The organism is Variovorax sp. YR750, from assembly GCF_900109805.1.
Lineage (GTDB): Bacteria > Pseudomonadota > Gammaproteobacteria > Burkholderiales > Burkholderiaceae_C > Variovorax > Variovorax gossypii.
The window spans coordinates 268,744-289,630 of the sequence record NZ_FOBJ01000005.1 but is presented as its reverse complement, the minus strand read 5'-3'; the positions used below and the strand labels follow the sequence as shown (position 1 = coordinate 289,630).

Genomic DNA, 20,887 nt, shown 5'->3' with positions numbered 1-20,887 from the left:
TTCATTCGATGCCGAGTTCCTGGATCTTCCGGGTGATGGTGTTGCGCCCAATGCCCAGCTTCTGCGCGGCCTCGATGCGGCGGCCGCGCGTGTTGGCCAGCGCGGTGAGGATCAGCCTCGATTCGAAGCGGCGCGAGAGCACGTCCCACACGTCGGTGCGGCCGGCAGCCAGCAGGGCCTGGGCCTCGGCCTCGAGGCCGCTTTCCCAGTTGCTGGTGCCGGTTGCGGGAGCATGGGCCTCGGCGGGTTCGGAAACGGCATGCACCAGGGGCGCCGATTCGCCGCCCGACGCCGGGAACGACGGCGCGGGCTGCGCCGTCAGGGTCGATGCAACGGCCGGTGCTTCGGATGCCGCATGCGCTTCGGCGCTGCCGCCGCCCGCCATCACTTCCGGCGGCAGATCTTTCGCCTCGATCAGCTGGGCCGGCGCCATCACCGTCAGCCAGTGGCAGATGTTCTCCAGCTGGCGCACGTTGCCCGGGAAATTGAACGCTGCGAGCTTGGCCAATGCTGCATCGGAGATGCGCTTGGGCTCCACGCCGAGCTGGCGCGCGCTCACCTGCAGGAAGTGGCGCGTGAGCGCGGGCACGTCCTCGCCGCGTTCGCGCAGGGCCGGCAGGCGCAGGCGGATCACGTTGAGGCGGTGGAACAAGTCTTCGCGGAAGCCGCCGAGCTTGACGCGCTGCTCCAGGTCCTGGTGGGTCGCCGCGATGACGCGCACGTTGGCCTTCACCGAGTTGTGGCCGCCCACGCGATAGAAATGGCCATCGCTCAGCACGCGCAGCAGGCGCGTCTGCAGGTCGAAGGGCATGTCGCCGATTTCGTCGAGGAAGAGCGTGCCGCCCTCGGCCTGCTCGAAGCGGCCGCGGCGCATGGTCTGCGCGCCGGTGAAGGCACCGCGCTCGTGGCCGAAGAGTTCGCTCTCCAGCAGGTCCTTCGGAATGGCTGCCGTGTTGATGGCCACGAACGGGCCGTTGGCGCGCGGCGAGTGCTTGTGCAACGCACGCGCCACCAGCTCCTTGCCCGAGCCCGATTCGCCGGTGATGAGCACCGTGACGTTGCTTTGCGAGAGCCTGCCGATCGCGCGGAACACGTCCTGCATGGCGGGCGCCTGGCCGAGCATCTCGGGGGCGGCGACCATGCGCTCTTCCGCCACTTCCTCGCGCTGGCTCTCGTCGACGGCGCGACGGATGAGTTCGACCGCGCGCGGCAGGTCGAAGGGCTTGGGCAGGTATTCGAAGGCGCCGCCCTGGAAGGCTGAGACGGCGCTGTCGAGGTCTGAAAACGCCGTCATGATGATGACGGGCAGGCCCGGATGCAGGGCCTTGATCTTGTCGAGCAGATCCAGCCCGGAGCCGCCGGGCATGCGGATGTCGCTCACCAGGACCTGGGGCGCCAGCTGATCGTCGTCGGCGGCCTGTTCGAGTGCTGCCAGCACCTCGCGCGTGTTGGTGAAACTGCGCGTGGGCAGGTCTTCGCGCAGCAGAGCCTTCTCGAGCACGAAGCGAATCGATTGGTCGTCATCAACTATCCAGATCGGCTTCATGCATCTCCTCTGTTGCCGGTGGCTGCGCTAGGGCAGCGGTATCAATATCTTGAAATCGGTTCGGCCCGGGACGCTGTCGCACTCGATCACGCCGTGATGCTGTTGCACAAAAGTTTGTGCAAGCGTCAATCCCAGCCCGGTCCCGCCTTCCCTGCCCGATACGAGCGGATAGAAGATGCGGTCCTTGATCGTGTCCGGCACACCCGGTCCATTGTCGATTACATGCAATTCCAATGCCAATCGATACCACTGCTTGTTGAAGATCACCTGGCGGGCCACCCGCGTCTTGAATGTGATCTGCGCGTCGCCTGCCGCGCGGCGCTCGGCCAGCGCCTGCGCCGCGTTGTGCGCGATGTTGAGCGTGGCCTGGATGAGCTGCTCGCGGTCGCCGCGGAACTCGGGAATGGAGACGTCGAAGTCGCGCTCGATGTGCAGGTCGCGCGGAAACTCCGCGAGGATGACCGAGCGCACGCGCTCGCAGACTTCGTGGATGTTGACGTCGCCCACCACGTGCGGGCGGCGGTGCGGTGCCAATAGACGGTCGACCAGCGTCTGCAGCCGGTCGGCCTCGTGGATGATGACCTGGGTGTACTCGATGAGGTCGCGCGACTCGACCTCCATCTGCAGCAGTTGCGCCGCGCCGCGGATACCGCCCAGCGGGTTCTTGATCTCGTGCGCGAGGTTGCGGATGAGCTCCTTGTTGGCCTGCGCCTGGTCGATGAGCCGCTCCTCGCGGTCCTGGCGCACCTGCTGCTCGAGCGGCGACATCTCGATGATGAGCTCGCCCTTCTTCTCGCCGTGCGCGAGGGACACCTGCACCGGCATCAGCTCGTGGTTCACGCGGCGCAGGAAGGCTTCGTAGCGCAGCGTGGCGAAGTCGTTGCTGCTGGCACCGTCGATGGCCGTGCGCAGCACCTGCGGCTCATGGAAGCATGCGCCGAACTGCGAGCCTTCGAGGGTGCGGCGCGATGTGCCCAGTGCGTCTTCGAGGCCTGCGTTGGCGAACAGCACGGAGCCGTTGCTGTTGACCACGGCGATCATCGTGGACAGCAGGTCGAAGGACTGGAAGCGCGAGTTGGCGCCGGCCGCCTTCTTCCCGAACACCATGACGTCTTACTGAGGCTGCTGCTTGGCAGGCAGCCGGGCGATCTCGCGGCGGATGCCGGCGATGTCGCTCTCGTTGCGCGCCAGCTCGGCCTTCATTTCGGCGACGCGGTCCAGGTACTTCTGGTAGTTGCGGCCTTCGCTGCCCTGCTTCTCGGGCTCGCCGTTGTTGTATTCCTTCTGCAGCTCGGCCTGACGCGCCTCGGCCTTCTTGAGCTCGGCCTCGAGCACCGAACGCGCCTCGCCGTCACGGGCACGCTGGTCGACGCCTTCCACGCGCGGGCTGCCTGCCGGCGAACGCGCCGCGGACGAACCGCCCGACGACGAGGAAGAAGCGGAACCGCCGCCAGACGCCCGCGTGCCCTGCACGACCGTGACGTTGCCGCCTTCCATGATCTTGCAGCCCTTCTGCTGCGCGATGGTGGCGTTGTTGGTGTACTCGTTGCCGCAACGCCAGACACGCTCCTGCGCGAGCGCCGGCAGCGCGATCAGTGAACCGGCCAGAAAGATGAGGGAAGCTGTCTTCATGTGTATCGGTGGAGAGCGGCGACAAAGGGGCATTTTCGTGCAATTCGACGGTAAAAGTGACCAGATGTTCCACCCCAAAGAAAAAGGACGGCCAGGCCGTCCTTCCATAACCCATCAGGCTTACATCCCCAATCACTGCCCCTTCGGGAGATACCGCGGAACCGGCTCTGCCGGGCCGCAGGTATCGCCCCCGGAAGGGGGTTGGCGTAGCGACACGAAGTGCGCGCCTGGGGGCGAGCCAATTACAGGGAGTAATACATGTCGAACTCGACGGGGTGCGTCGCCATGCGGAAGCGCGTGACTTCCTGCATCTTCAGTTCGATGTACGCGTCGATGTAGGCATCGGTGAACACGCCGCCCTTGGTCAGGAACGCACGGTCCTTGTCCAGGTATTCCAGGGCCTGGTCGAGGCTGTGGCAGACGGTCGGGATCAGCGCGTCTTCTTCCGGCGGCAGGTGGTACAGGTCCTTGCTGGCGGCTTCGCCCGGGTGGATCTTGTTTTCCACGCCGTCGAGACCGGCCATCAGCAGCGCGGCGAAGCCCAGGTACGGGTTCATCAGCGGATCGGGGAAGCGCGCTTCGACGCGGCGGCCCTTCGGGTTGGCCACGAACGGGATGCGGATCGATGCCGAGCGGTTCTTGGCCGAGTAGGCCAGCTTCACCGGAGCTTCGAAGCCGGGGACCAGGCGCTTGTAGCTGTTGGTGCCGGGGTTCGTGATGGCGTTCAGGGCACGGGCGTGCTTGATGATGCCGCCGATGTAGTGCAGGGCGAAGTCCGAGAGGCCTGCATAGCCGTCGCCGGCGAACAGGTTCTTGCCGTCCTTCCAGACCGACTGGTGCACGTGCATGCCGGAGCCGTTGTCGCCGACGATGGGCTTGGGCATGAAGGTGGCGGTCTTGCCGTAGGCGTGGGCCACGTTGTGGATCACGTACTTCTGCAACTGGACCCAGTCGGCGCGCTGGACCAGCGTGCTGAACTTGGTGCCCAGTTCCATCTGGCCGGCGTTGGCCACTTCATGGTGGTGAACTTCGACCGGGATGCCCAGCGATTCGAGCACCAGGCACATTTCCGAGCGCATGTCCTGGAAGCTGTCGACCGGGGGAACCGGGAAGTAGCCGCCCTTGACCGCGGGACGGTGGCCGGTATTGCCGTGTTCGAACTCCTTGTCGGTGTTCCACGAGGCTTCTTCGGATTCGATCTTCACGAAGCAGCCCGACATGTCGTTCTTCCAGCGCACGCCGTCGAACACGAAGAATTCGGGTTCCGGACCGAAGTAGGCGGTGTCGCCCAGGCCCGATGCCTTCATGTAGGCCTCGGCGCGCTTGGCGAGCGAACGCGGATCGCGCTCGTAGGCCTTGCCGTCGGCGGGGTCGATCACGTCGCAGGTCAGGATCAGCGTCGTTTCTTCGAAGAAGGGATCGATGTTGGCGGTGTTCGGGTCGGGCATGAGCTGCATGTCCGAAGCTTCGATCCCCTTCCAGCCGGCGATGGACGAGCCGTCGAATGCGTGGCCCGAGGTGAATTTGTCTTCATCGAAAGCCGAGACCGGCACGGTCACGTGCTGCTCTTTGCCGCGGGTATCGGTGAAGCGGAAGTCGACGAACTTGACCTCGTTTTCCTTGACGAGCTTGAGTACATCGGCGACGGTCTTTGCCATCAGTTTCTCCTGAGTTGGATGGTGGTTAGGAATACAGGGACGTGGGATGCAGTTTCTGTGCCATTGTCGCCTCACCGGATGAGGCTTCGATGGCCGCCGCAGAACCCAAATGAAGGCGGAAATTCACTATTTTGGTGCATTGATTTTTATCGCACCAATTCGGGGCCGAGCTTGGCGTCAAAAGTGTGCAGGCCTTCGATCAGCTGAGCATATGCGGCATCGAGCCGCTCGGCATTGCCCTTGACGCCCAGTTCGATGTGCCGGCCGTAAGTCGGATGGTCGACACTGGGCAGGCTGAACACCTTGATTCCGGCGTGGGTGGCCTCGATGGCCTGCATGAGCGGCGTCAGCGTGGCCTCCATGGCACCGAAAACGATCACGGATTTCTCGGCGACGGTCTTGCTGGCGAACAGACCGGCATAGCGGCCGTCGAGCACGGATTCGATCATCGGCCAGGCCATGACGGGGAAGCCCGGCACGAAGTGCACGTCGCCGACGCTGAAGCCCGGGATCTTGTTGTACGGGTTGTAGATGAGCGTGGCGCCCTGCGGAAACACGCCCATGTTGAGCCGATGCACGTTGTCGGCCCGGTCGGGCTCGTAGGGCAGGCCCTGCTCGCGCGCGGTGTCCTGCATGCGCTCGCGGATCAGCAGCTCGGCCTCGGGGTGCAGCGCCAGTTGCACGCCCAGCGCCTTCGCGGCGCATTGGCGGGTGTGGTCGTCGGGCGTGGCGCCGATGCCGCCGGTCGAGAAGACGATGTCGCCAGAGGCGAAGGCCCGCTCGAGCGCGGCGGTGATGCGTTCGGGCTCGTCGCCCACGTACTCGGCCCAGCTCAGTTGAAGGCCGCGCGCGGCAAGCAGTTCGATGACCTTGGCCATGTGCTTGTCGGCACGCTTGCCGGAAAGGATCTCGTCGCCGACGACGATGAGACCGAATGCGCGTGTCATGGAGAACCCCATTGGGAAAGAGCGGCCTTGCTGGCTTCGTCGGCCTCGATGGCCGGCGTGCCGCCGCCGGCAGCCGGTGCTTCGGCCGCCGCGCGCTGGGCGCGAAGCTGCGCGAGCGCATCGAGGCAGTAGTGAGCGAACCACAGGGCCGAGAAGGCGAAAACCAGCGTGTAGATCCAGATGGCGATCGGCACCAGCACGAAGAATGCGGCGGCGAACAGCAGGCCCGAGGCCCAGACGATGCTGGGCGCGGCGCCCAGGTAGCCGCACAGCACGCCGATGCACAGCAGCGGAAGCCGGTGCGCGCGCAGCAGCGCGGCGCGCTCCTCGGGGCTGGCGTGCTCGGCCAGCGCGTCGAAGCTCATCACGCGGTAGGTGAGCCAGCCCCAGATCAGCGGCGGCAATATCAGCACCAGCGGCGGAATGAGCCACAGCGGCATCGAAACGACGAGGGCGATCAGCGCCAGGACGGTGGCGCCCAGCGAGCGCGCGACGCTGCCGAAGAACGAGGCGCCCTTCTTTTGCTCGAGCGCCGGAAAGCGCCGCACGCCCACCAGCTTGGTCAGGGCGGGAGCCATCAAGCCGGCCACGATCAGCAGGCAGACCACCACGATCACCGGCGTGGCGGCGAACACCACGACCAGCGCAGCCAGCGCCGAGGTGACGTCGCCCGAGAAGAGACGGCCGATCCAGGCCCAGAAGCTCGACAGCAGCGGCCAGGCGTCGAGCGCGCCGCGCGTCCAGTTCACCGCGGCGTCCCAGTAGAAGTAGCCGAGCAGCGAGGCCAGCACGATCATCAGCCCCAGCGGAAGCAGCGACAGCACAATCACGCGCGGCAGCATGCAGTAGGCGACCGCGCGCCAGAAGGAGTCGAGGAGCAGGCGCATGAAGCAGCGAGGATAACGCCTCGGGCGGGCCGCTCAGGGCCCGGAGCCCCTCAGCCGCGACCGACCATTCGCTTCAGCCCGAGCCACTGCTGGGCCCAGAAGCCCCGGCCGTACTCGCGCACGCGGCCGTCGGCGCCGGGCTCGACCTGGTCGCGGATGCCGGTCGGGTCGTAGCGGTCCTCGAAGTTGGCGGTGCGGAACAGCATGTCCCACCAGGGCAGCAGCACGCCGAAGTTGTGGCCACCGAGCGTGCTGCGGCCGTTCGATTCATGCCCCAGCCCGATGCTGTGATGCAGCCGGTGGAAGCGCGGGCTGATCCACAGCCGCTCGCCGATGGCGCCGAAGCTCAGCCGCAGGTTGGCATGCTGCAGGCTCTCGCTGAGCTGGGTGAAGGCAACGAAGGCGATGAACTGCCCCGGCGCCACGCCGATGAGCTGCGCCACGATGACGATCAGCGTGTCGTGGACGATGTCGTCGAGCAGGTGGTTGCGGTCGTCGCTCCACATGGTCATCTGGCGCTGCGAGTGGTGCAGCGAATGCAGGCCCCACCACCAGTTGAACTGGTGCTGGCCGCGATGGATCCAGTAGCCCACGAAATCGAGCACCACGAGGTAGATGGCGAAGGCCACCCACGCGATGTCGGTCACGCCGGGCCACACCTCGTCGAGGTGGAAGGTGCCCCACCCCGCCGTGCGCAGCGCGCCCAGGGCGTCATCGAAGAAGGGCTGCAGCGTGAAGAAGAGCGCCAGCCGGAACAGCCCCAGCCGGTGGATCAGCGTGTAGAGCACGTCGATGCGGATCGCGTGGCGGTCGACCACGGGCTCCACCGAGCGCCAGCGCTGCAGCGGGCCGATCACCGCGATCAGCACCAGGATCTGGATGACGCCCACCAGCAGCCAGCCGGTGGCGTCGAAGGCGTCCTCGGTCCAGCCACCCAGGCCCACGGCGTAGACCAGCGGCTGCACGGCGGTCTCGAAGAACCAGCCCTGCATGGCGGAAAAGGCGTCTGTCAGCCAGTCGATCACGATCAGGAAGCTCGTCGTTCAGGGGTGGGAGGCGATCCAGGCCTTGAAGTCAGGGTGCTGGCGCAGCGTGCGGAAGCAGAAGCCCTTTGCCTTCAGGCCGACGATCAGCGGCTCGAGGTTGGCCGGCGCCCACGGATCCTTGCGCGACCAGATGCCCAGGTGCGCGAGCAGGATGTCGCCAGGGCGGATGGTGTCGAGCGCCTGCGTCAGCAGCTTCGCGTTGCTGAATTTCTCGCTCGGCAGCTCGTCGCCGAGGAAACCGGCGGGTGCCCAGCCCACGTACTTGTAGCCGCAGCCCTCGGCGGCGGCCAGCAGCGCGGGCGAGGTCTTGCCGCCCGGCGCGCGGTACAGCGGCAACGGCTTCTTGCCGGTGACTGCCGCCAGCCGGTCGGAGGCCTTCTTGATGTTGGCACAGTACTCGGCCGCGCTCCAGGTCGATTCCTTGCCGTTCTGCGGGCCGGCCGAGGGTTTGATGCGGAAGCTGGGCGGCGAGCCCTTCACGTCGGCGCGCCAGTAGGAGTGGTCGTAGGTGTGCGAGCCGAACTCGTTGCCCTCGGCCGCCCTCGCCTTCCACCAGGGCGCCCAGTGGTCGTCGAGGCTGTCGCCGTCGGTCTGGGTTCGCTCGGCGGCGGCGAAGAAGGTGACGCGCACGTCCTGCCGCTTGAGCACGTCGGCCACCAGGGGCGCTATGCCCATGTGGCCGGTGTCGAAGGTCAGGTAGACGGGCTTCTCGCAGGCGGCCGGCTCCGTGGCAGCCCATGCGCCGGGTGACAGCGCCGCCGCCAGGACGACCATGGAGGCCGCGGCGGCGACTCCGACGTGCCTAGATGCGCTTCGCATGATCCAGCGTCCACACGCCGTGCGGCGAACGGCCGACGTTGACCTGGCGCACGACCTTGTTGCTGGCCAGGTCCACAACGCTGAGCTTCTTGGCCCAGCGCGAGGTCACGTAGAGCGTCTTGCCGTCGGCCGAGACGTCCATGCAGTCGGGGCCGCCGGGCACCGGGTAGGTCGCGACCACCTTCAGCGTCGTCAGGTCGATGCGGCTGATGGAGTTGGCAACCCGGTTGCTCACGAACACGCTCTTGCCGTCGCCGGCCGAGCGGAAGGCATGGGCGCCCTTGCCGGTGGGGATCTTGCCGACCAGCTTCGGCTCGGTGCCGGCCACGTCGAACACCTGCACGCCGTCGCTGCCGGTCAGGCCCACGAGCAGCGTCTTGTCGTTGTGCACGCCGAAGATGTCGGCCGGCATGGCGCCGGTGGTGGTGCGCCACTTGATGGTCTGCGTGGGCAGGTCGACGGCGATCATCTCGTCGCTGTCCTGCATCGTCACGTAGGCGATGGTGCTGGTGTTGTCGATCCAGATGTGGCTGGGCGTCTTGCCGCTGGCGATGCGCTTGGCCAGCTTCAGGTCCTTGCCGTCCCAGCGGTAGACGTCGACGTGGTTCAGGCGGTTGCCGGCCGTGACGAACCACTTCATGTCGCGCGAGAACTGCAGCTGGTACGGATCGATGATGCCGTAGACCACGCGCTGCACTTCCGCCGTGCGCGGGTTGAGGAAGGTCAGCGAATCGCCCGCCGAATTGGCCACGATGACCGACTTCTCGTCGGGCGTCATGTAGATGTGGTGCGGCTCCTTGCCGGTGGGAATGCGCAGCTTTTCCGTCCAGTCGACCGGATTGATGACGCTCACATTGGCGTCCAGCGAGTTGAGCACGAAGATCGGGGGAGGCTCGGCCGCCGTGGCGGCGGCCGGATACATCGCGAGAGCCGTCAGGCAGGAGAACAGGAAGGCCGTGACGCGGCGGCCGTTCGATCGGGCAGGAAGTCGCAAGGGAAGGTTCCGGGAGAGAGTTCGAAATGTTAACGGCCCGCCCTTAAGACTGGCTGACCGGGACTGTGCCCTTTCCCCCGCTTTTCCCGTCTATTTCGGCGCTTTCCCGGATTTGGCGGGTTTGGCCGGTGCGCGCAGGGCCGCGACCTCGTCGGCGGCCAGCCAGCGCCACTGCCCCGGCGCAAGGTCGGCCGGCAGCGCCAGGTCGCCGATGCGCGAACGGTGCAACCCCTCGACCCTGTTACCGACCGCCGCCAGCATCCGCTTGACCTGGTGGTACTTGCCCTCGGTGAGCGTGAGCCGCAGGTGCAGCGGGCTGTCGGACTCGCAGGCGGCGGCGCGCACCGGCTTCGGGTCGTCATCGAGCACCACGCCGGCCAGCAGCTTCGCGATCTGGGCCTCGTCCACCGGATGCTTGGCCGTCACCTCGTAGACCTTGGGCACGTGGTGCTTGGGCGAGCCCATCTTGTGGATGAACTGGCCGTCGTCGGTCAGCAACAGCAGGCCGGTGGTGTCCTGGTCGAGCCGGCCGATGGCCTGCACGCCCTGCACCGCGCCCTTGTTGGGACGCAGGCGCAGCGGCGACGGCAGCAGCGTGTAGATGCTCGGGTAGGTCGAGGGCTTCTGCGAGCACTCGGTGCCGGCGGGCTTGTGCAGCATCAGGTAGGCCTTCTCGTGGTACTCCCACGGGGTGCCCTGCACCGTGTATTGGAGGCCTTCGGGGTCGATGTCGGCGAACGGATCGTCCACCACCTTGCCGCCGATGATCACGTGGCCCTGCTGGACCAGCCCCGCGCACACGCGCCGCGTGCCGAAGCCCTGGGTATAGAGGATGTCTTGCAGATGCATGGAGAAATGAAAAAGCGGCCGCGCCGCAAGGGGCACGACCGCCTTCGAGTTTGCCGCAGGATCAGTACCCTGCAGCCAGGCCCGTGTTGCGGCGCGGGTCGTTGGCGCCGTAGAAGCGGTTGTTGCCGACCGGCTTGCCGCCCAGCGACGGCGCACCGACGATGATCGCCGCCAGGTGGTTGGCCGGCTGCGGCACGCCCAGGTTGTGGCCCATGTCGGTCAGGATCTTGCGGGTGTCGGGGCTCAGCGCGTAGGTCTCGACGTTGGTGACGTCGGGCAGCCACTGCTGGTGGAAGCGCGGCGCATCGACGGCTTCCTGCACGTTCATGCCGTAGTCGATGGCGTTGATCATGGTCAGCATCACCGCGGTGATGATGCGGCTGCCGCCCGGCGTGCCGACCACCATCACCGGCTTGCCGTCCTTGGACACGATGGTCGGGCTCATCGAGCTCAGCGGGCGCTTGCCCGGCTCGATCTTGTTGGCCTCGCCCTGCACCAGGCCGTAGAGATTGGGCACGCCCACCTTCGAGGTGAAGTCGTCCATCTCGTCGTTCAGCAGCACGCCGGTCTTGGCGGCCGTGACCTTGGCGCCGAACCAGTCGTTCAGCGTGTAGGTCACCGAGACCGCGTTGCCCCACTTGTCGGCGATCGAGTAGTGGGTGGTGTTGCTGCCTTCATGCGGCGCGACGCCGGGCTTGATGTCCTTCGAGACGCCGGCCTTCTTCGGGTCGATGACGGCGCGGATCTTCTCGGCATAGCCCTTGTCGAGCAGGCGATCGAGCGGGTTCTTCACGAAGTCGGGGTCGCCCAGGTAGCTGTTGCGGTCCACGTAGGCGTGGCGCATGGCCTCGATCTGGTAGTGCACGGCCTGCGCCGAGTGGTAGCCCAGGTCCTTGAGCGGATAGCCCTCGAGGATGTTGAGCATCTCGCAGATGATCACGCCGCCCGAGCTCGGCGGAGGCGCCGACACGACGCGGTAGCCGCGGTAGTCGCATTCCACCGGCGCGAGTTCGCGCGTCTTGTACTGGTCGAGGTCGGCCTGCGTGATCAGGCCCTTGCCGGCCTGGCTCGACGCCACGATGGCGCTGCCGACCCAGCCCTTGTAGAAGCCGTCGGTGCCCTTGGAGCTGATCTCGCGCAGGGTCTTGGCCAGGTCCTTCTGGACCAGCTTGTCGCCGACCTTGTAGGGCTCGCCCTTGTTCAGGAAGATGGCGGCAGTGGCCGCGTCGTCCTTGAAGTCGGCCGTGGCGGTAGCGAGCAGGTCGATGTCGCCCTGCTGCAGCGCGAAGCCCTTGTCCGCCAGCTGGATCGACGGGGCGAGCAGCTCGCCACGCTTCATGGTGCCGTACTTCTCGCGCGCGTATTCCATGCCCGAGACGCTGCCCGGCACGCCCACGGCGAGATGGCCCTTGGTGCTCAGGCCCTTGATGACGTTGCCGTCCTTGTCGAGGTACATGTTGGCCGTGGCGGCCAGCGGCGCCTTCTCGCGGAAATCGAGGAAGGTCTTGCGGCCGTCGGCCAGCTGCACGGTCATGAAGCCGCCGCCGCCGAGGTTGCCCGCCGCGGGGTACACCACAGCGAGTGCATAGCCCACGGCCACCGCCGCGTCGACGGCATTGCCGCCGCGCTTGAGCACGTCGACGCCGACCTTGGTGGCCAGGTGCTGCGCACTCACGACCATGCCGTTCTCGGCGGCGACGGGCGCCACCGACGCGGCGGTCGACGCGCCGGCGGCCGTCAGCGCGAGCACGGCCGCGACGGCGGTGCGCAGCTTGGGAGTCCAGTGGATTTGTTGCATGTAAGAGTCTCCTCTAGAGCGTGATGAAGGAAAGGTGAGCGGATGAATGAAAGAAGGATGGATGGACGAGCGCGGTTCAGGCCGTGAGCAGCGCCTTGCGGCGCAGGGCATCGAGCGCCACGGCCACCTGTCCGCGAGCGAATTCCCTGATTACCGACGGCTCGGTCAGCGGCTTGTCGTCCCTGACGAAACGCAGGCGGTCGCTGCGCACTTCAGCCTCGAGATGCTCGGCCAGCGCCTCGTGCGAATGCCGTCCGTCGAGCAGCGGCAGCAGGCTTCGCTCGAGCAGCGACACCGTCACGTGTTCGTGCCATTGGTTGCAGGTGTTGATCGTGACACCGGAGCCCTGCACGAGGCCCACCGTGTTGCGCACCGCGGGCAACGCCTGAGGCAGGTTGGAGACCGCATCGGCCGCGGGCACCGGCGAGCGCCTGATGCGCAAGGCGCCGAGGATCAGCAGTTCCTCGACCATCGCCATCACGACCGGTTCGGCGGCTGCCGGGGGCTGCCCAGCCAACCCGGCCGCGGCCTCGACGAGGGCCGACACGGACATCGAGGCGGGATAGCGCGTGTCGAGCAGATGCGCCACGGCCTTCTGCACGGGCTGTCGCATCGTGACCTTCAGATTCCGGATCGCGGTGCAAGGCTGCTCGCGGGCATCGAGCGTGAACGCGCCGCCATCGTCGGTCTTGAACATGCCGGCGAATTCGAGCCGGCGGATGCGTGCTGGGTCCAGCTTGTAGCGGATGCCTCCGGCCTGCTGCTGCCTGACGAGCAGGGTCTGGCGAAAGGTGCGGTTGATCAGGAAATCGAGGTACTGCTCCATCATCACCTGGCTGCCGCCGCATTCGCGCAGCAGCGGGTCGCGCACCTTGTCGCCGTAGTTCTGCACGAACATCGTCGACGGCTCGGCATCGCACAGGTAGGCCAGGCCGCGGGCTTCAGCGCGTGCGACGAATTCCTTGAAGTAGCAAGGCGCGTTGCAGGGCTCGAGGAACTCGTGCAGCAGGTACGAACTGTTGGCGCTGCGCACGATGGGCATCGCCTCTTCGAGCGTCTTCTTGAGCACGCTGTCGGGGCGGGCCGACTGCTCGAGGAAGTCGAGCATGCCGCGCGCGTAGGAGAGCTTTTCTTCCGGCGTGTCGCGCGGGCCGCCGCGCAGGATCATCGCGTCGCGCACGATCTCGCGCGCCTTCCAGCCGGGGTACACGTTGTAGCTGACGTAGGCCACGCCGTTGGGTGCGAGGTTCTCCTGGCAGATGCGCAGGATCGCATCCTGCACCGGCCCCGGCACCCAGCTGTAGACGCCATGACAGACGATGTAGTCGAACTCGCCGAACGAGGCATCGATGTCCGCGAGATTGAAGGCCTTGAGCTCGATGTTCGACAGTCCTGCACGCCCGATGACCGCCATGCCCTGAGCCACCTGCACCGTCGACAGGTCGACGCCGATCGCGCGCGCCTCGGGATGGCGTGCCGCGAAGGGGATCAGGTTGCCGCCGGCCGCGCAGCCGAGCTCAAGCACGCGGGCTCGCGCGGGCGGAGGAACGTCGAGACCGAAGAGAAAAGCCAGCGCTTCCAGATGCTCCATCGCCGACTGAGGGAACGGATGCGAGTCGTAGGGCACCGCGTCGTAGTAATTCGTCAACTCGGAGGTCAGGGAATCCGACACGGGCGTCCTTTTCGGGATCTGGGCAGGCAGCAAGAGCGGGAGATTGCAGTGACTGCAATGTGACAGTGCTTGCCGACTATAGCCTCGCGCCCAGGCAAAAAGAAGCGCAGCTGCACGGGGCTGCATCGCGAACGCCGCACGCATAAAAAAAGCCCAGCACGAGGCTGGGCTTGAAACGCCTATCTGCTTGGCAATGCATCAAGGCCCCCGCACAGGTTGACCAGCGGGGGACGGTTTACCCGTCAAGGAGAAATCGGATGAACAGGACAAGCAGGCAGCGAACCGTAGGACCGGTTTGTGAACAGCTTGTTTTCCATGGGCATAGTCTACTGTATATTTGTACAGCATTTTAGCAAGGATGCCCGCCATGTCCCCAACCGAAGAAACACCCGCCCCACCCAATCATGCGCTCAAGGAAGCGCTGGCCTGGATCTCGAAGTTCGCACATGCGTGGAAGGCGATCGAGCCCTCCCCGAAGAGCCTCAGCATCGACGGCTTCATCATCTGGGGCCCCGTGCTCTACGAAAAGCACAAGGGCGAAGATCCGGTCCAGTTGGCGCGGCAATTGTTCGGGCGGTCGGGCGAATACTTCAAGTATCTCTACCCCGAGCGCGGGCGCAGTTCGAACGATCCGCGGTCTTAGAATGCCCCGATGAATTGGCGCACACTGCTTCCGCTTGCTCTCCTGGTCCTGGCCGGCTGTTCGACCCCTCCCAACGAAGTGATGCAAGTCCGTGAAGGCGTGCTGCGCGCCATGACTTATGTCCAGGCCTCGGACTACTGCGATGCGCGCGACAAGACGCCGCGCTGGCTTGGCAGGGCCCCTGCGGAACAGGGCGTGCTCTTTCAGTGCTACTGAGTTGAAGCCGGGCGGCTGGGCGCCGCCACGAGGGAGCTGGAGGAAGACTCGAAACGTACAGCCGCAGTACGTTCTTCAATGAGCCCTTCACCTGATGAAGGGCGTTGCCCTCATCAGGAAGGAATATGGTGGAGCTGGGGGGATTTGAACCCCCGTCCGCAAGCCTTCATCGCGCAGTTCTACATGTTTAGTGATCTGTTTTGAGTCTCGCTTCCGGAGTCGCGCAGTCACACGCTAAACCGGACGCCAGCACCCTATTTTCTCGCCCCGACCCAAGGTACCCGGATCGGAGCCAGCCCATGTAGTTATCCTTGCAGCCGGGAGGTCAGGATTGCTCCAGACCCCCTTGCCCAGCCCATCGGCCAACTGTTGCAAGGCTCACTGGCAATTAAGCAGCGAGTGCGAAACGTTCGTCGTTTGCAGTTAGTTTGTTTGAATCTGTTTTACGAGCGCATTCAGCTCGACATGCCCCGCTGCGACTCCGAACCCACGTCGAAACCAGTGCAGCCCCAAGGGAAGAGTATTTTAGGCGCTATCGAGCAACTTCAAGAGCTCGAGGGGTGAAGTTATCGAAGCATCTGCTTCCCAGAGCGTCGAATCGGCCTGATTTCCCATGTAGCCGTATGTCGCCGCGACGGTGCGCATGCCTGCCGCGCGGCCCGCGATGATGTCGCGCTCGTCGTCGCCCACGTAGATGCATGCTTCGGACGGCACGCCGAGCCGACGCGCAGCCTCATGCAGAGGTTCGGGATGCGGCTTGGCAAACGGCGTGGTGTCGCCGCTCACCACCGCACCTGCACTCCCGAACAGCGGGATGGCCCGCGTGAGCGGATCGGTGAAGCGCATCGACTTGTTGGTGACGACACCCCACAGGAGCCCACGCTCGCGCAGCGCCTCGATCAGAGCCTGGATACCGTCGAACACCTGGGTGTTGAGCAGCATGCGGCGCTCGTAGGTCACGAAGAATTCCTCGCGCAGTTCGGGAAACTCGGGCGACTCCGGCGTGATGCCGAACGCAACGCCGAGCATGCCGCGTGCGCCCGCTCCGGCCATGGGGCGGTAGCGCTCCAGCGGGAGCGAGTCGAGGCCGCGGTCTGTACGCATCTTGTCTGCCGCAGCGCCCAGGTCGGGGGCGCTGTCGATCAGCGTGCCGTCGAGGTCGAACAGCACGGCCTTTGTCTCGACGCCCATCATCCTTGCGATCCCGGTTTCTGCGTCGCGAACATGTAGTTGACGCTGGTGTCGTTGCTCAGCCAGTAGCGGCGGGTCAAGGGGTTGTGCTCCAGCCCGCGGGTTTGCCTCAGATCGAGGCCCGCCGCACGGCAGTAGCCGGCCAGTTCGCTGGGCCGGATCAGCTTCGCATATTCGTGAGTGCCGCGCGGCAGCATGCCGAGCACGTACTCCGCGCCCACGATCGCCAGCATGAAGGCTTTCAGGTTCCGGTTGATCGTCGAGAAGAACACCCACCCGCCAGGCTTCACAAGCGAGGCGCAGGCCTGGATCACTGAGGCCGGCTGCGGCACATGCTCGAGCATCTCCATGCAGGTGACGACGTCGAAGCTCCCCGGTTGCTCCGCAGCAAGCGCTTCAGCACTGATCTCGCGGTACTTCACGCCCTTGGTGCCGGCCTCGAGCGCATGCAGTTGCGCAACCTTGAGCGCCTTGCCCGCGAGGTCGATCCCCAAGACTTCGGCCCCCTTGCGGGCCATCGAATCGGCCAGGATGCCGCCACCGCAGCCGATATCCAACACACGACGTTGCGAAATTGGCGCAATACCGTCAATCCATTCCAGCCGCAATGGATTGATTTCATGCAGCGGGCGAAATTCGCTTTCCAAATCCCACCATCGATGCGCGAGCTCTGAAAACTTGGCCAGTTCGGCCGGATCCGCATTCAGGTTTTCTGTCATGAAGCGATTATGAAACGAGCGATGTCCGATAAACACCGAGCAGTCTTTACCGAAGATCAATCGCGAATTCGGCGGCCATAAAAAAACCCCGCCGAAGCGGGGTTTCATTGTCGATGGAATCGATCGATTAGTTGGCGCGGGTGCCGACCACTTCGATTTCCACGCGACGGTTCTTGGCGCGGCCTTCCTTGGTGCGGTTGTCAGCCACAGGCTGCTTCTTGCCCTTGCCTTCGGTGTAGACGCGGTTGCGTTCGATGCCCTTCGAGACCAGGAAGGCCTTGACGGCTTCGGCGCGGCGCACCGACAGACGCTGGTTGTAGGCGTCCGTACCGATCGAGTCGGTGTGGCCCACAGCAATGATGACTTCCAGGTTGACGCCACGGATCTTCTCGACCAGATCGGTCAGCTTGGCGCGGCCTTCGGGCTTCAGAACCGACTTGTCGAAGTCGAAGAAGGCGTCAGCAGCGAAGGTCACCTTCGAAGCAGCGACTTGAGCAGCGGGCGGGGGAGTCGGGGTACCGGGGGTCGGAGCCACGGCAGCCGGAGCGGGAGGAACCAGAGCGCCGTCGCAACCAGCAGCAGCCGTTGCGGGCGTCCAGTTGGCATCGCGCCAGCACAGTTCGTTCGTGCCGTTCTTCCAAACCAGTTCGCCGGTGCCGTTTTGCCAGTTGTCGATCGTAGGACCGCCGTCCGCAGCGGTGACACGGGTCTGCGCGCCGGCGGCAGTGGCGAGCGCAGCGACTGCAAACATCATCGCCACTTTATTCAGTTTCTTCATGGTTCTCCTCTTGGGGAAAAAGCCGCAGCCGCGCTGCGAATCAAGGACGCTTTAAGTGACCACCACCCAAAACGTTGAGGCGATTGTGCCATAGGGTCTTTGGCAAACAGGCCGCTGGACAGCCCGGAAGCGTAGGACGGAGGCGGAATAGGCGCCTTGTGTTGCGGCGGTGCGACACCCCTCACAGCGTAAAATTTCGCCTTCCTGCCGCCAGCCCCTTGCTCATGACCTCCTTCGCAAAAGAAACCCTGCCCATCAGTCTCGAAGAGGAAATGCGCAGCAGCTATCTCGATTACGCCATGAGCGTGATCGTGGGCCGAGCGCTCCCCGATGCCCGCGACGGCCTCAAGCCGGTGCACCGCCGCGTGCTCTATGCGATGCACGAGCTCAACAACGACTGGAACCGGCCGTACAAGAAGTCGGCCCGTATCGTCGGCGACGTCATCGGCAAGTACCACCCGCACGGCGACCAGTCGGTCTACGACACCATCGTCCGCCTGGCCCAGGACTTCTCGATGCGTCACATGCTGGTCGACGGCCAGGGCAACTTCGGGTCGGTCGATGGAGACAACGCGGCCGCAATGCGGTATACGGAAATCCGGCTGGCCAAAATTGCACACGAAATGCTGGCCGATATCGACAAGGAAACTGTCGACTTTCAGGACAATTACGACGGCTCCGAAAAAGAGCCCAAGGTGCTGCCGAGCCAGCTGCCGAATTTGCTGGTCAATGGCTCGGGCGGTATTGCGGTCGGCATGGCCACGAATATCCCGCCGCACAACCTGAACGAGGTTGTCGACGCCTGCCTGCACCTGCTGCGCAACCCCGAAGCCAGCATCGACGAGCTGATGGAGATCGTGCCCGCGCCCGACTTCCCCACGGCCGGCATCATCTACGGCATCAACGGCGTGAAGGACGGCTACCGCACCGGCCGCGGCAAGGTCGTGATGCGCGCCAAGTGCCACTTCGAGGACATCGACCGCGGCCAGCGCCAGGCGATCATCGTCGACGAGCTCCCCTACCAGGTCAACAAGAAGACGCTGCAGGAGCGCATGGCCGAGCTGGTGCACGAGAAGAAGATCGAGGGCATCAGCCACATCCAGGACGAGTCCGACAAGTCGGGCATGCGCCTGGTCATCGAGCTCAAGCGCGGCGAAGTGCCCGAGGTGGTGCTCAACAACCTCTACAAGCAGACCCAGCTGCAGGACACCTTCGGCATCAACATGGTGGCGCTGGTCGACGGCCAGCCGAAGCTGTGCAACCTGAAGGACCTGATCGAGGTCTTCCTGCAGCACCGCCGCGAGGTGGTCACCCGCCGCACGGTCTTCAACCTGCGCAAGGCCCGCGAGCGCGGCCATGTACTCGAAGGCCTGGCGGTGGCGCTGGCGAACATCGACGAGTTCATCCGCATCATCCGCGAATCGCCGACGCCTCCGGTGGCCAAGGCCGAGCTCATGACGCGCAGCTGGGACAGCAAGCTGGTGCGCGAGATGCTCACCCGCACGCGCGCTGACGGCGGCGTGATCAACGCCGACGACTATCGCCCCGAGGGCCTCGAGCGCGAATTCGGCATGGGCAACGACGGCCTCTACCGCCTGTCGGAAACGCAGGCCCAGGAAATCCTGCAGATGCGCCTGCAACGCCTGACCGGCCTCGAGCAGGACAAGATCGTGGCCGAGTACAAGGAAGTCATGGCCGAGATTGACGACCTGCTCGACATCCTGGCCCGGCCCGAGCGCGTCTCGACCATCATCGGCGAGGAGCTCGGCACCCTCAAGCAGGAGTTCGGCCAGTCGAAGATCGGCGCGCGCCGCAGCCAGGTGGAGCACAGCGCCTACGACCTATCGACCGAAGACCTGATCACGCCGACCGACATGGTGGTCACGCTCTCGCACAGCGGCTACATCAAGAGCCAGCCGCTGGGCGAGTACCGCGCGCAGAAGCGCGGCGGCCGCGGCAAGCAGGCCACCACCACCAAGGACGACGACTGGATCGACCAGCTCTTCATCGCCAACACGCACGACTACATCCTGTGCTTCTCCAACCGCGGCCGGCTCTACTGGCTCAAGGTGTGGGAAGTGCCGGCGGGTTCGCGCGGCTCGCGCGGACGCCCCATCGTCAACATGTTCCCGCTGCAGGAAGGCGAGAAGATCAACGTCGCGCTCGCGCTGACGGGTGAAAAGCGCAACTTCCCGGCTGACCAGTACGTCTTCATGGCGACCTCGATGGGCACGGTCAAGAAGACCGCGCTCGACGAGTTCAGCAACCCGCGCAAGGGCGGCATCATCGCCGTGAACCTCGACGAGGGCGACTACCTGATCGGCGCCGCCCTCACCGACGGCAAGCATGACGTGATGCTCTTCAGCGACGGCGGCAAGGCCGTGCGCTTCGACGAGGAAGACGTCCGCCCGCTGGGCCGCAATGCGCGCGGCGTGCGCGGCATGTCGCTCGAAGCCGGACAGGGCGTGATCGCCATGCTGGTGGCCGAGGACGAGCAGCAGAGCGTGCTCACCGCCACGGAAAATGGTTACGGAAAGCGAACAAGCATTACCGAATACACCCGTCACGGACGGGGAACCAAGGGCATGATCGCGATTCAACAGAGTGAACGCAACGGCAAGGTCGTTGCTGCGACTCTCGTGCACGCCGATGATGAGATCATGCTCATCACCGACAAGGGTGTGCTGGTGCGCACCCGGGTTGCCGAAATTCGTGAACTAGGTCGCGCGACGCAAGGCGTTACGCTGATCGGGCTCGACGAAGGCGCCAAACTCAGCGGGCTACAACGTATCGTCGAAAACGACGCGAACGGCGAAACCGAGCCGGACGCGGACGATACTTCCTCATCTTCAACGGAGAATCCTCAGTGAAAACAATCAAACTCGCACTTCTGACGGTCGCCCTGGCAAGCAGCTCGATGGCGGCGATGGCCCAGGACAAGGCCACGCTCATCAAGCAGTTCATCGACATCCAGCGTCCCGGCATCGAATCGCTGGCACGCGGCCTGGTCGAGCAGTCCAGCGCCCCGATCGCACAGGCGGGTTCGCAATACCTGCAGACCCAAGTGCCCGAAGCCAAGCGCGAAGCCGCCGCCAAGGCAGCCGACGCCGAGCTGAAGAAGTACTTCGACGAGACCTACCCCATCGTGCGCGACAAGGCAGTGCAGCTGGCGCCCGGCGCCCTCACCCCGCTGATGGAGCAGAACTTCAACGAAGACGAGCTCAAGCAGCTGCTGGCCTGGATCAACTCGCCCCTGAGCAAGAAGTACCAGGAACTGAACCCCAAGATGCAGACCGCCCTGACGGAAAAGCTCGTGTCCGAAACGCGTGCAACGGTCGAGCCCAAGATGCAGGCGCTCGACACCGCCGTCGCCAAGGCCCTCGGCGCTCCGACCGACGGTGCCGCTCCCGCCAAGGCACCTGCCAAGGCTCCAGCCAAGAAGTAAGGGCAACGTGACCCAGCAGCAGACCCCGACCGGCAAGCGTCCCTACA

General features: G+C 65.2%; 19 protein-coding genes and 1 other RNA gene. 4 read left to right on the top strand and 16 right to left on the bottom strand.

Annotation, left to right across the window (positions count from 1 at the left end; all coding sequences use genetic code 11):
• Position 1: 1 nt before the first annotated feature.
• The 12 genes from ntrC to BMY35_RS12850 form a co-directional block, all read right to left on the bottom strand.
• Entirely contained in the window at positions 2 to 1,546 is a 1,545-nt protein-coding gene (gene ntrC, locus BMY35_RS12905; protein WP_093199120.1) for a nitrogen regulation protein NR(I), read from the bottom strand.
• A gap of 27 nt (positions 1,547 to 1,573) precedes the next feature.
• Positions 1,574 to 2,653, bottom strand: a complete 1,080-nt coding sequence (gene glnL / locus BMY35_RS12900) for a nitrogen regulation protein NR(II) (RefSeq protein WP_093199118.1) — start codon at positions 2,651 to 2,653, stop codon at positions 1,574 to 1,576.
• 6 nt (positions 2,654 to 2,659) lie between these two features.
• Entirely contained in the window at positions 2,660 to 3,178 is a 519-nt protein-coding gene (locus BMY35_RS12895; protein WP_093199115.1) for a hypothetical protein, read from the bottom strand.
• Positions 3,179 to 3,420: 242 nt separating this feature from the next.
• Complete coding sequence (gene glnA, locus BMY35_RS12890; RefSeq protein ID WP_093199113.1) at positions 3,421 to 4,836, bottom strand: type I glutamate--ammonia ligase; 1,416 nt, start codon at positions 4,834 to 4,836, stop codon at positions 3,421 to 3,423.
• Between the two features lie 146 nt (positions 4,837 to 4,982).
• The gene (locus BMY35_RS12885; protein ID WP_177213631.1) at positions 4,983 to 5,783 is read right to left on the bottom strand and encodes a competence/damage-inducible protein A; all 801 of its coding nucleotides are present in this window, start codon (positions 5,781 to 5,783) and stop codon (positions 4,983 to 4,985) included.
• A complete protein-coding gene (locus tag BMY35_RS12880) occupies positions 5,780 to 6,670 on the bottom strand; it encodes an EI24 domain-containing protein (protein WP_093199107.1) in 891 nt (296 codons plus the stop codon). Before BMY35_RS12880 ends, BMY35_RS12885 begins: the two co-directional genes overlap by 4 nt.
• A gap of 50 nt (positions 6,671 to 6,720) precedes the next feature.
• Complete coding sequence (locus BMY35_RS12875) at positions 6,721 to 7,695, bottom strand: sterol desaturase family protein (RefSeq protein WP_093199104.1); 975 nt, start codon at positions 7,693 to 7,695, stop codon at positions 6,721 to 6,723.
• An 18-nt stretch (positions 7,696 to 7,713) separates the two neighbouring features.
• Positions 7,714 to 8,535 carry a polysaccharide deacetylase family protein gene (locus tag BMY35_RS12870; protein ID WP_093199099.1) on the bottom strand — a complete coding sequence of 274 codons (822 nt, stop codon included), beginning with the start codon at positions 8,533 to 8,535 and terminating at the stop codon, positions 7,714 to 7,716.
• Positions 8,519 to 9,529, bottom strand: coding sequence for a YncE family protein (locus BMY35_RS12865; RefSeq protein WP_093199096.1), 1,011 nt, complete (start codon positions 9,527 to 9,529; stop codon positions 8,519 to 8,521). The genes BMY35_RS12870 and BMY35_RS12865 overlap by 17 nt, the downstream gene beginning before the upstream one ends.
• A gap of 90 nt (positions 9,530 to 9,619) precedes the next feature.
• Positions 9,620 to 10,378, bottom strand: coding sequence for a pseudouridine synthase (locus BMY35_RS12860; RefSeq protein WP_093199094.1), 759 nt, complete (start codon positions 10,376 to 10,378; stop codon positions 9,620 to 9,622).
• A gap of 61 nt (positions 10,379 to 10,439) precedes the next feature.
• On the bottom strand, positions 10,440 to 12,176 hold the full coding sequence (ggt, locus tag BMY35_RS12855) for a gamma-glutamyltransferase (RefSeq protein WP_093199093.1): 1,737 nt from the start codon (positions 12,174 to 12,176) through the stop codon (positions 10,440 to 10,442).
• A gap of 76 nt (positions 12,177 to 12,252) precedes the next feature.
• Positions 12,253 to 13,848 (bottom strand): class I SAM-dependent methyltransferase, encoded by a 1,596-nt coding sequence (locus tag BMY35_RS12850; RefSeq protein WP_177213630.1) that lies wholly within the window; start codon positions 13,846 to 13,848, stop codon positions 12,253 to 12,255.
• 367 nt (positions 13,849 to 14,215) lie between these two features.
• Here BMY35_RS12850 and BMY35_RS12845 point away from each other — a divergent pair, with 367 nt between their 5' ends.
• Both BMY35_RS12845 and BMY35_RS12840 read left to right on the top strand, forming a co-directional pair.
• Positions 14,216 to 14,491, top strand: coding sequence for a hypothetical protein (locus tag BMY35_RS12845; RefSeq protein ID WP_093199090.1), 276 nt, complete (start codon positions 14,216 to 14,218; stop codon positions 14,489 to 14,491).
• 81 nt (positions 14,492 to 14,572) lie between these two features.
• Positions 14,573 to 14,707 (top strand): hypothetical protein, encoded by a 135-nt coding sequence (locus BMY35_RS12840; protein ID WP_256228313.1) that lies wholly within the window; start codon positions 14,573 to 14,575, stop codon positions 14,705 to 14,707.
• Between the two features lie 126 nt (positions 14,708 to 14,833).
• Here BMY35_RS12840 and ssrA read toward each other — a convergent pair.
• The 4 genes from ssrA to ompA form a co-directional block, all read right to left on the bottom strand.
• Positions 14,834 to 15,218, bottom strand: a transfer-messenger RNA (tmRNA) gene (gene ssrA, locus BMY35_RS12835).
• Positions 15,219 to 15,232: 14 nt separating this feature from the next.
• Positions 15,233 to 15,901 carry an HAD family hydrolase gene (locus BMY35_RS12830; RefSeq protein WP_177213629.1) on the bottom strand — a complete coding sequence of 223 codons (669 nt, stop codon included), beginning with the start codon at positions 15,899 to 15,901 and terminating at the stop codon, positions 15,233 to 15,235.
• Positions 15,898 to 16,617: a bifunctional 2-polyprenyl-6-hydroxyphenol methylase/3-demethylubiquinol 3-O-methyltransferase UbiG gene (gene ubiG, locus BMY35_RS12825; RefSeq protein WP_093199083.1), complete on the bottom strand. Its 720-nt coding sequence runs from the start codon at positions 16,615 to 16,617 to the stop codon at positions 15,898 to 15,900. The genes BMY35_RS12830 and ubiG overlap by 4 nt, the downstream gene beginning before the upstream one ends.
• Positions 16,618 to 16,744: 127 nt before the next feature.
• A complete protein-coding gene (gene ompA / locus BMY35_RS12820) occupies positions 16,745 to 17,395 on the bottom strand; it encodes an outer membrane protein OmpA (RefSeq protein ID WP_093199080.1) in 651 nt (216 codons plus the stop codon).
• 224 nt (positions 17,396 to 17,619) lie between these two features.
• Here ompA and gyrA point away from each other — a divergent pair, with 224 nt between their 5' ends.
• Both gyrA and BMY35_RS12810 read left to right on the top strand, forming a co-directional pair.
• Entirely contained in the window at positions 17,620 to 20,265 is a 2,646-nt protein-coding gene (gyrA, locus tag BMY35_RS12815; protein ID WP_093199077.1) for a DNA gyrase subunit A, read from the top strand.
• Positions 20,262 to 20,840, top strand: a complete 579-nt coding sequence (locus BMY35_RS12810) for a DUF2059 domain-containing protein (protein ID WP_093199075.1) — start codon at positions 20,262 to 20,264, stop codon at positions 20,838 to 20,840. The genes gyrA and BMY35_RS12810 overlap by 4 nt, the downstream gene beginning before the upstream one ends.
• Positions 20,841 to 20,887 lie beyond the last annotated feature (47 nt).

Excerpts from the sequence above, each read along its gene's own strand:
- ntrC (WP_093199120.1), bottom strand. The coding sequence starts at position 1,546 with ATGAAGCCGATCTGGATAGTTGATGACGACCAATCGATTCGCTTCGTG.
- glnL (WP_093199118.1), bottom strand. The coding sequence starts at position 2,653 with ATGGTGTTCGGGAAGAAGGCGGCCGGCGCCAACTCGCGCTTCCAGTCC.
- BMY35_RS12895 (WP_093199115.1), bottom strand. The coding sequence starts at position 3,178 with ATGAAGACAGCTTCCCTCATCTTTCTGGCCGGTTCACTGATCGCGCTG.
- glnA (WP_093199113.1), bottom strand. The coding sequence starts at position 4,836 with ATGGCAAAGACCGTCGCCGATGTACTCAAGCTCGTCAAGGAAAACGAG.
- BMY35_RS12885 (WP_177213631.1), bottom strand. The coding sequence starts at position 5,783 with ATGACACGCGCATTCGGTCTCATCGTCGTCGGCGACGAGATCCTTTCC.
- BMY35_RS12880 (WP_093199107.1), bottom strand. The coding sequence starts at position 6,670 with ATGCGCCTGCTCCTCGACTCCTTCTGGCGCGCGGTCGCCTACTGCATG.
- BMY35_RS12870 (WP_093199099.1), bottom strand. The coding sequence starts at position 8,535 with ATGCGAAGCGCATCTAGGCACGTCGGAGTCGCCGCCGCGGCCTCCATG.
- BMY35_RS12860 (WP_093199094.1), bottom strand. The coding sequence starts at position 10,378 with ATGCATCTGCAAGACATCCTCTATACCCAGGGCTTCGGCACGCGGCGC.
- ggt (WP_093199093.1), bottom strand. The coding sequence starts at position 12,176 with ATGCAACAAATCCACTGGACTCCCAAGCTGCGCACCGCCGTCGCGGCC.
- BMY35_RS12845 (WP_093199090.1), top strand. The coding sequence starts at position 14,216 with ATGTCCCCAACCGAAGAAACACCCGCCCCACCCAATCATGCGCTCAAG.
- BMY35_RS12840 (WP_256228313.1), top strand. The coding sequence starts at position 14,573 with ATGCAAGTCCGTGAAGGCGTGCTGCGCGCCATGACTTATGTCCAGGCC.
- BMY35_RS12830 (WP_177213629.1), bottom strand. The coding sequence starts at position 15,901 with ATGATGGGCGTCGAGACAAAGGCCGTGCTGTTCGACCTCGACGGCACG.
- ubiG (WP_093199083.1), bottom strand. The coding sequence starts at position 16,617 with ATGACAGAAAACCTGAATGCGGATCCGGCCGAACTGGCCAAGTTTTCA.
- ompA (WP_093199080.1), bottom strand. The coding sequence starts at position 17,395 with ATGAAGAAACTGAATAAAGTGGCGATGATGTTTGCAGTCGCTGCGCTC.
- gyrA (WP_093199077.1), top strand. The coding sequence starts at position 17,620 with ATGACCTCCTTCGCAAAAGAAACCCTGCCCATCAGTCTCGAAGAGGAA.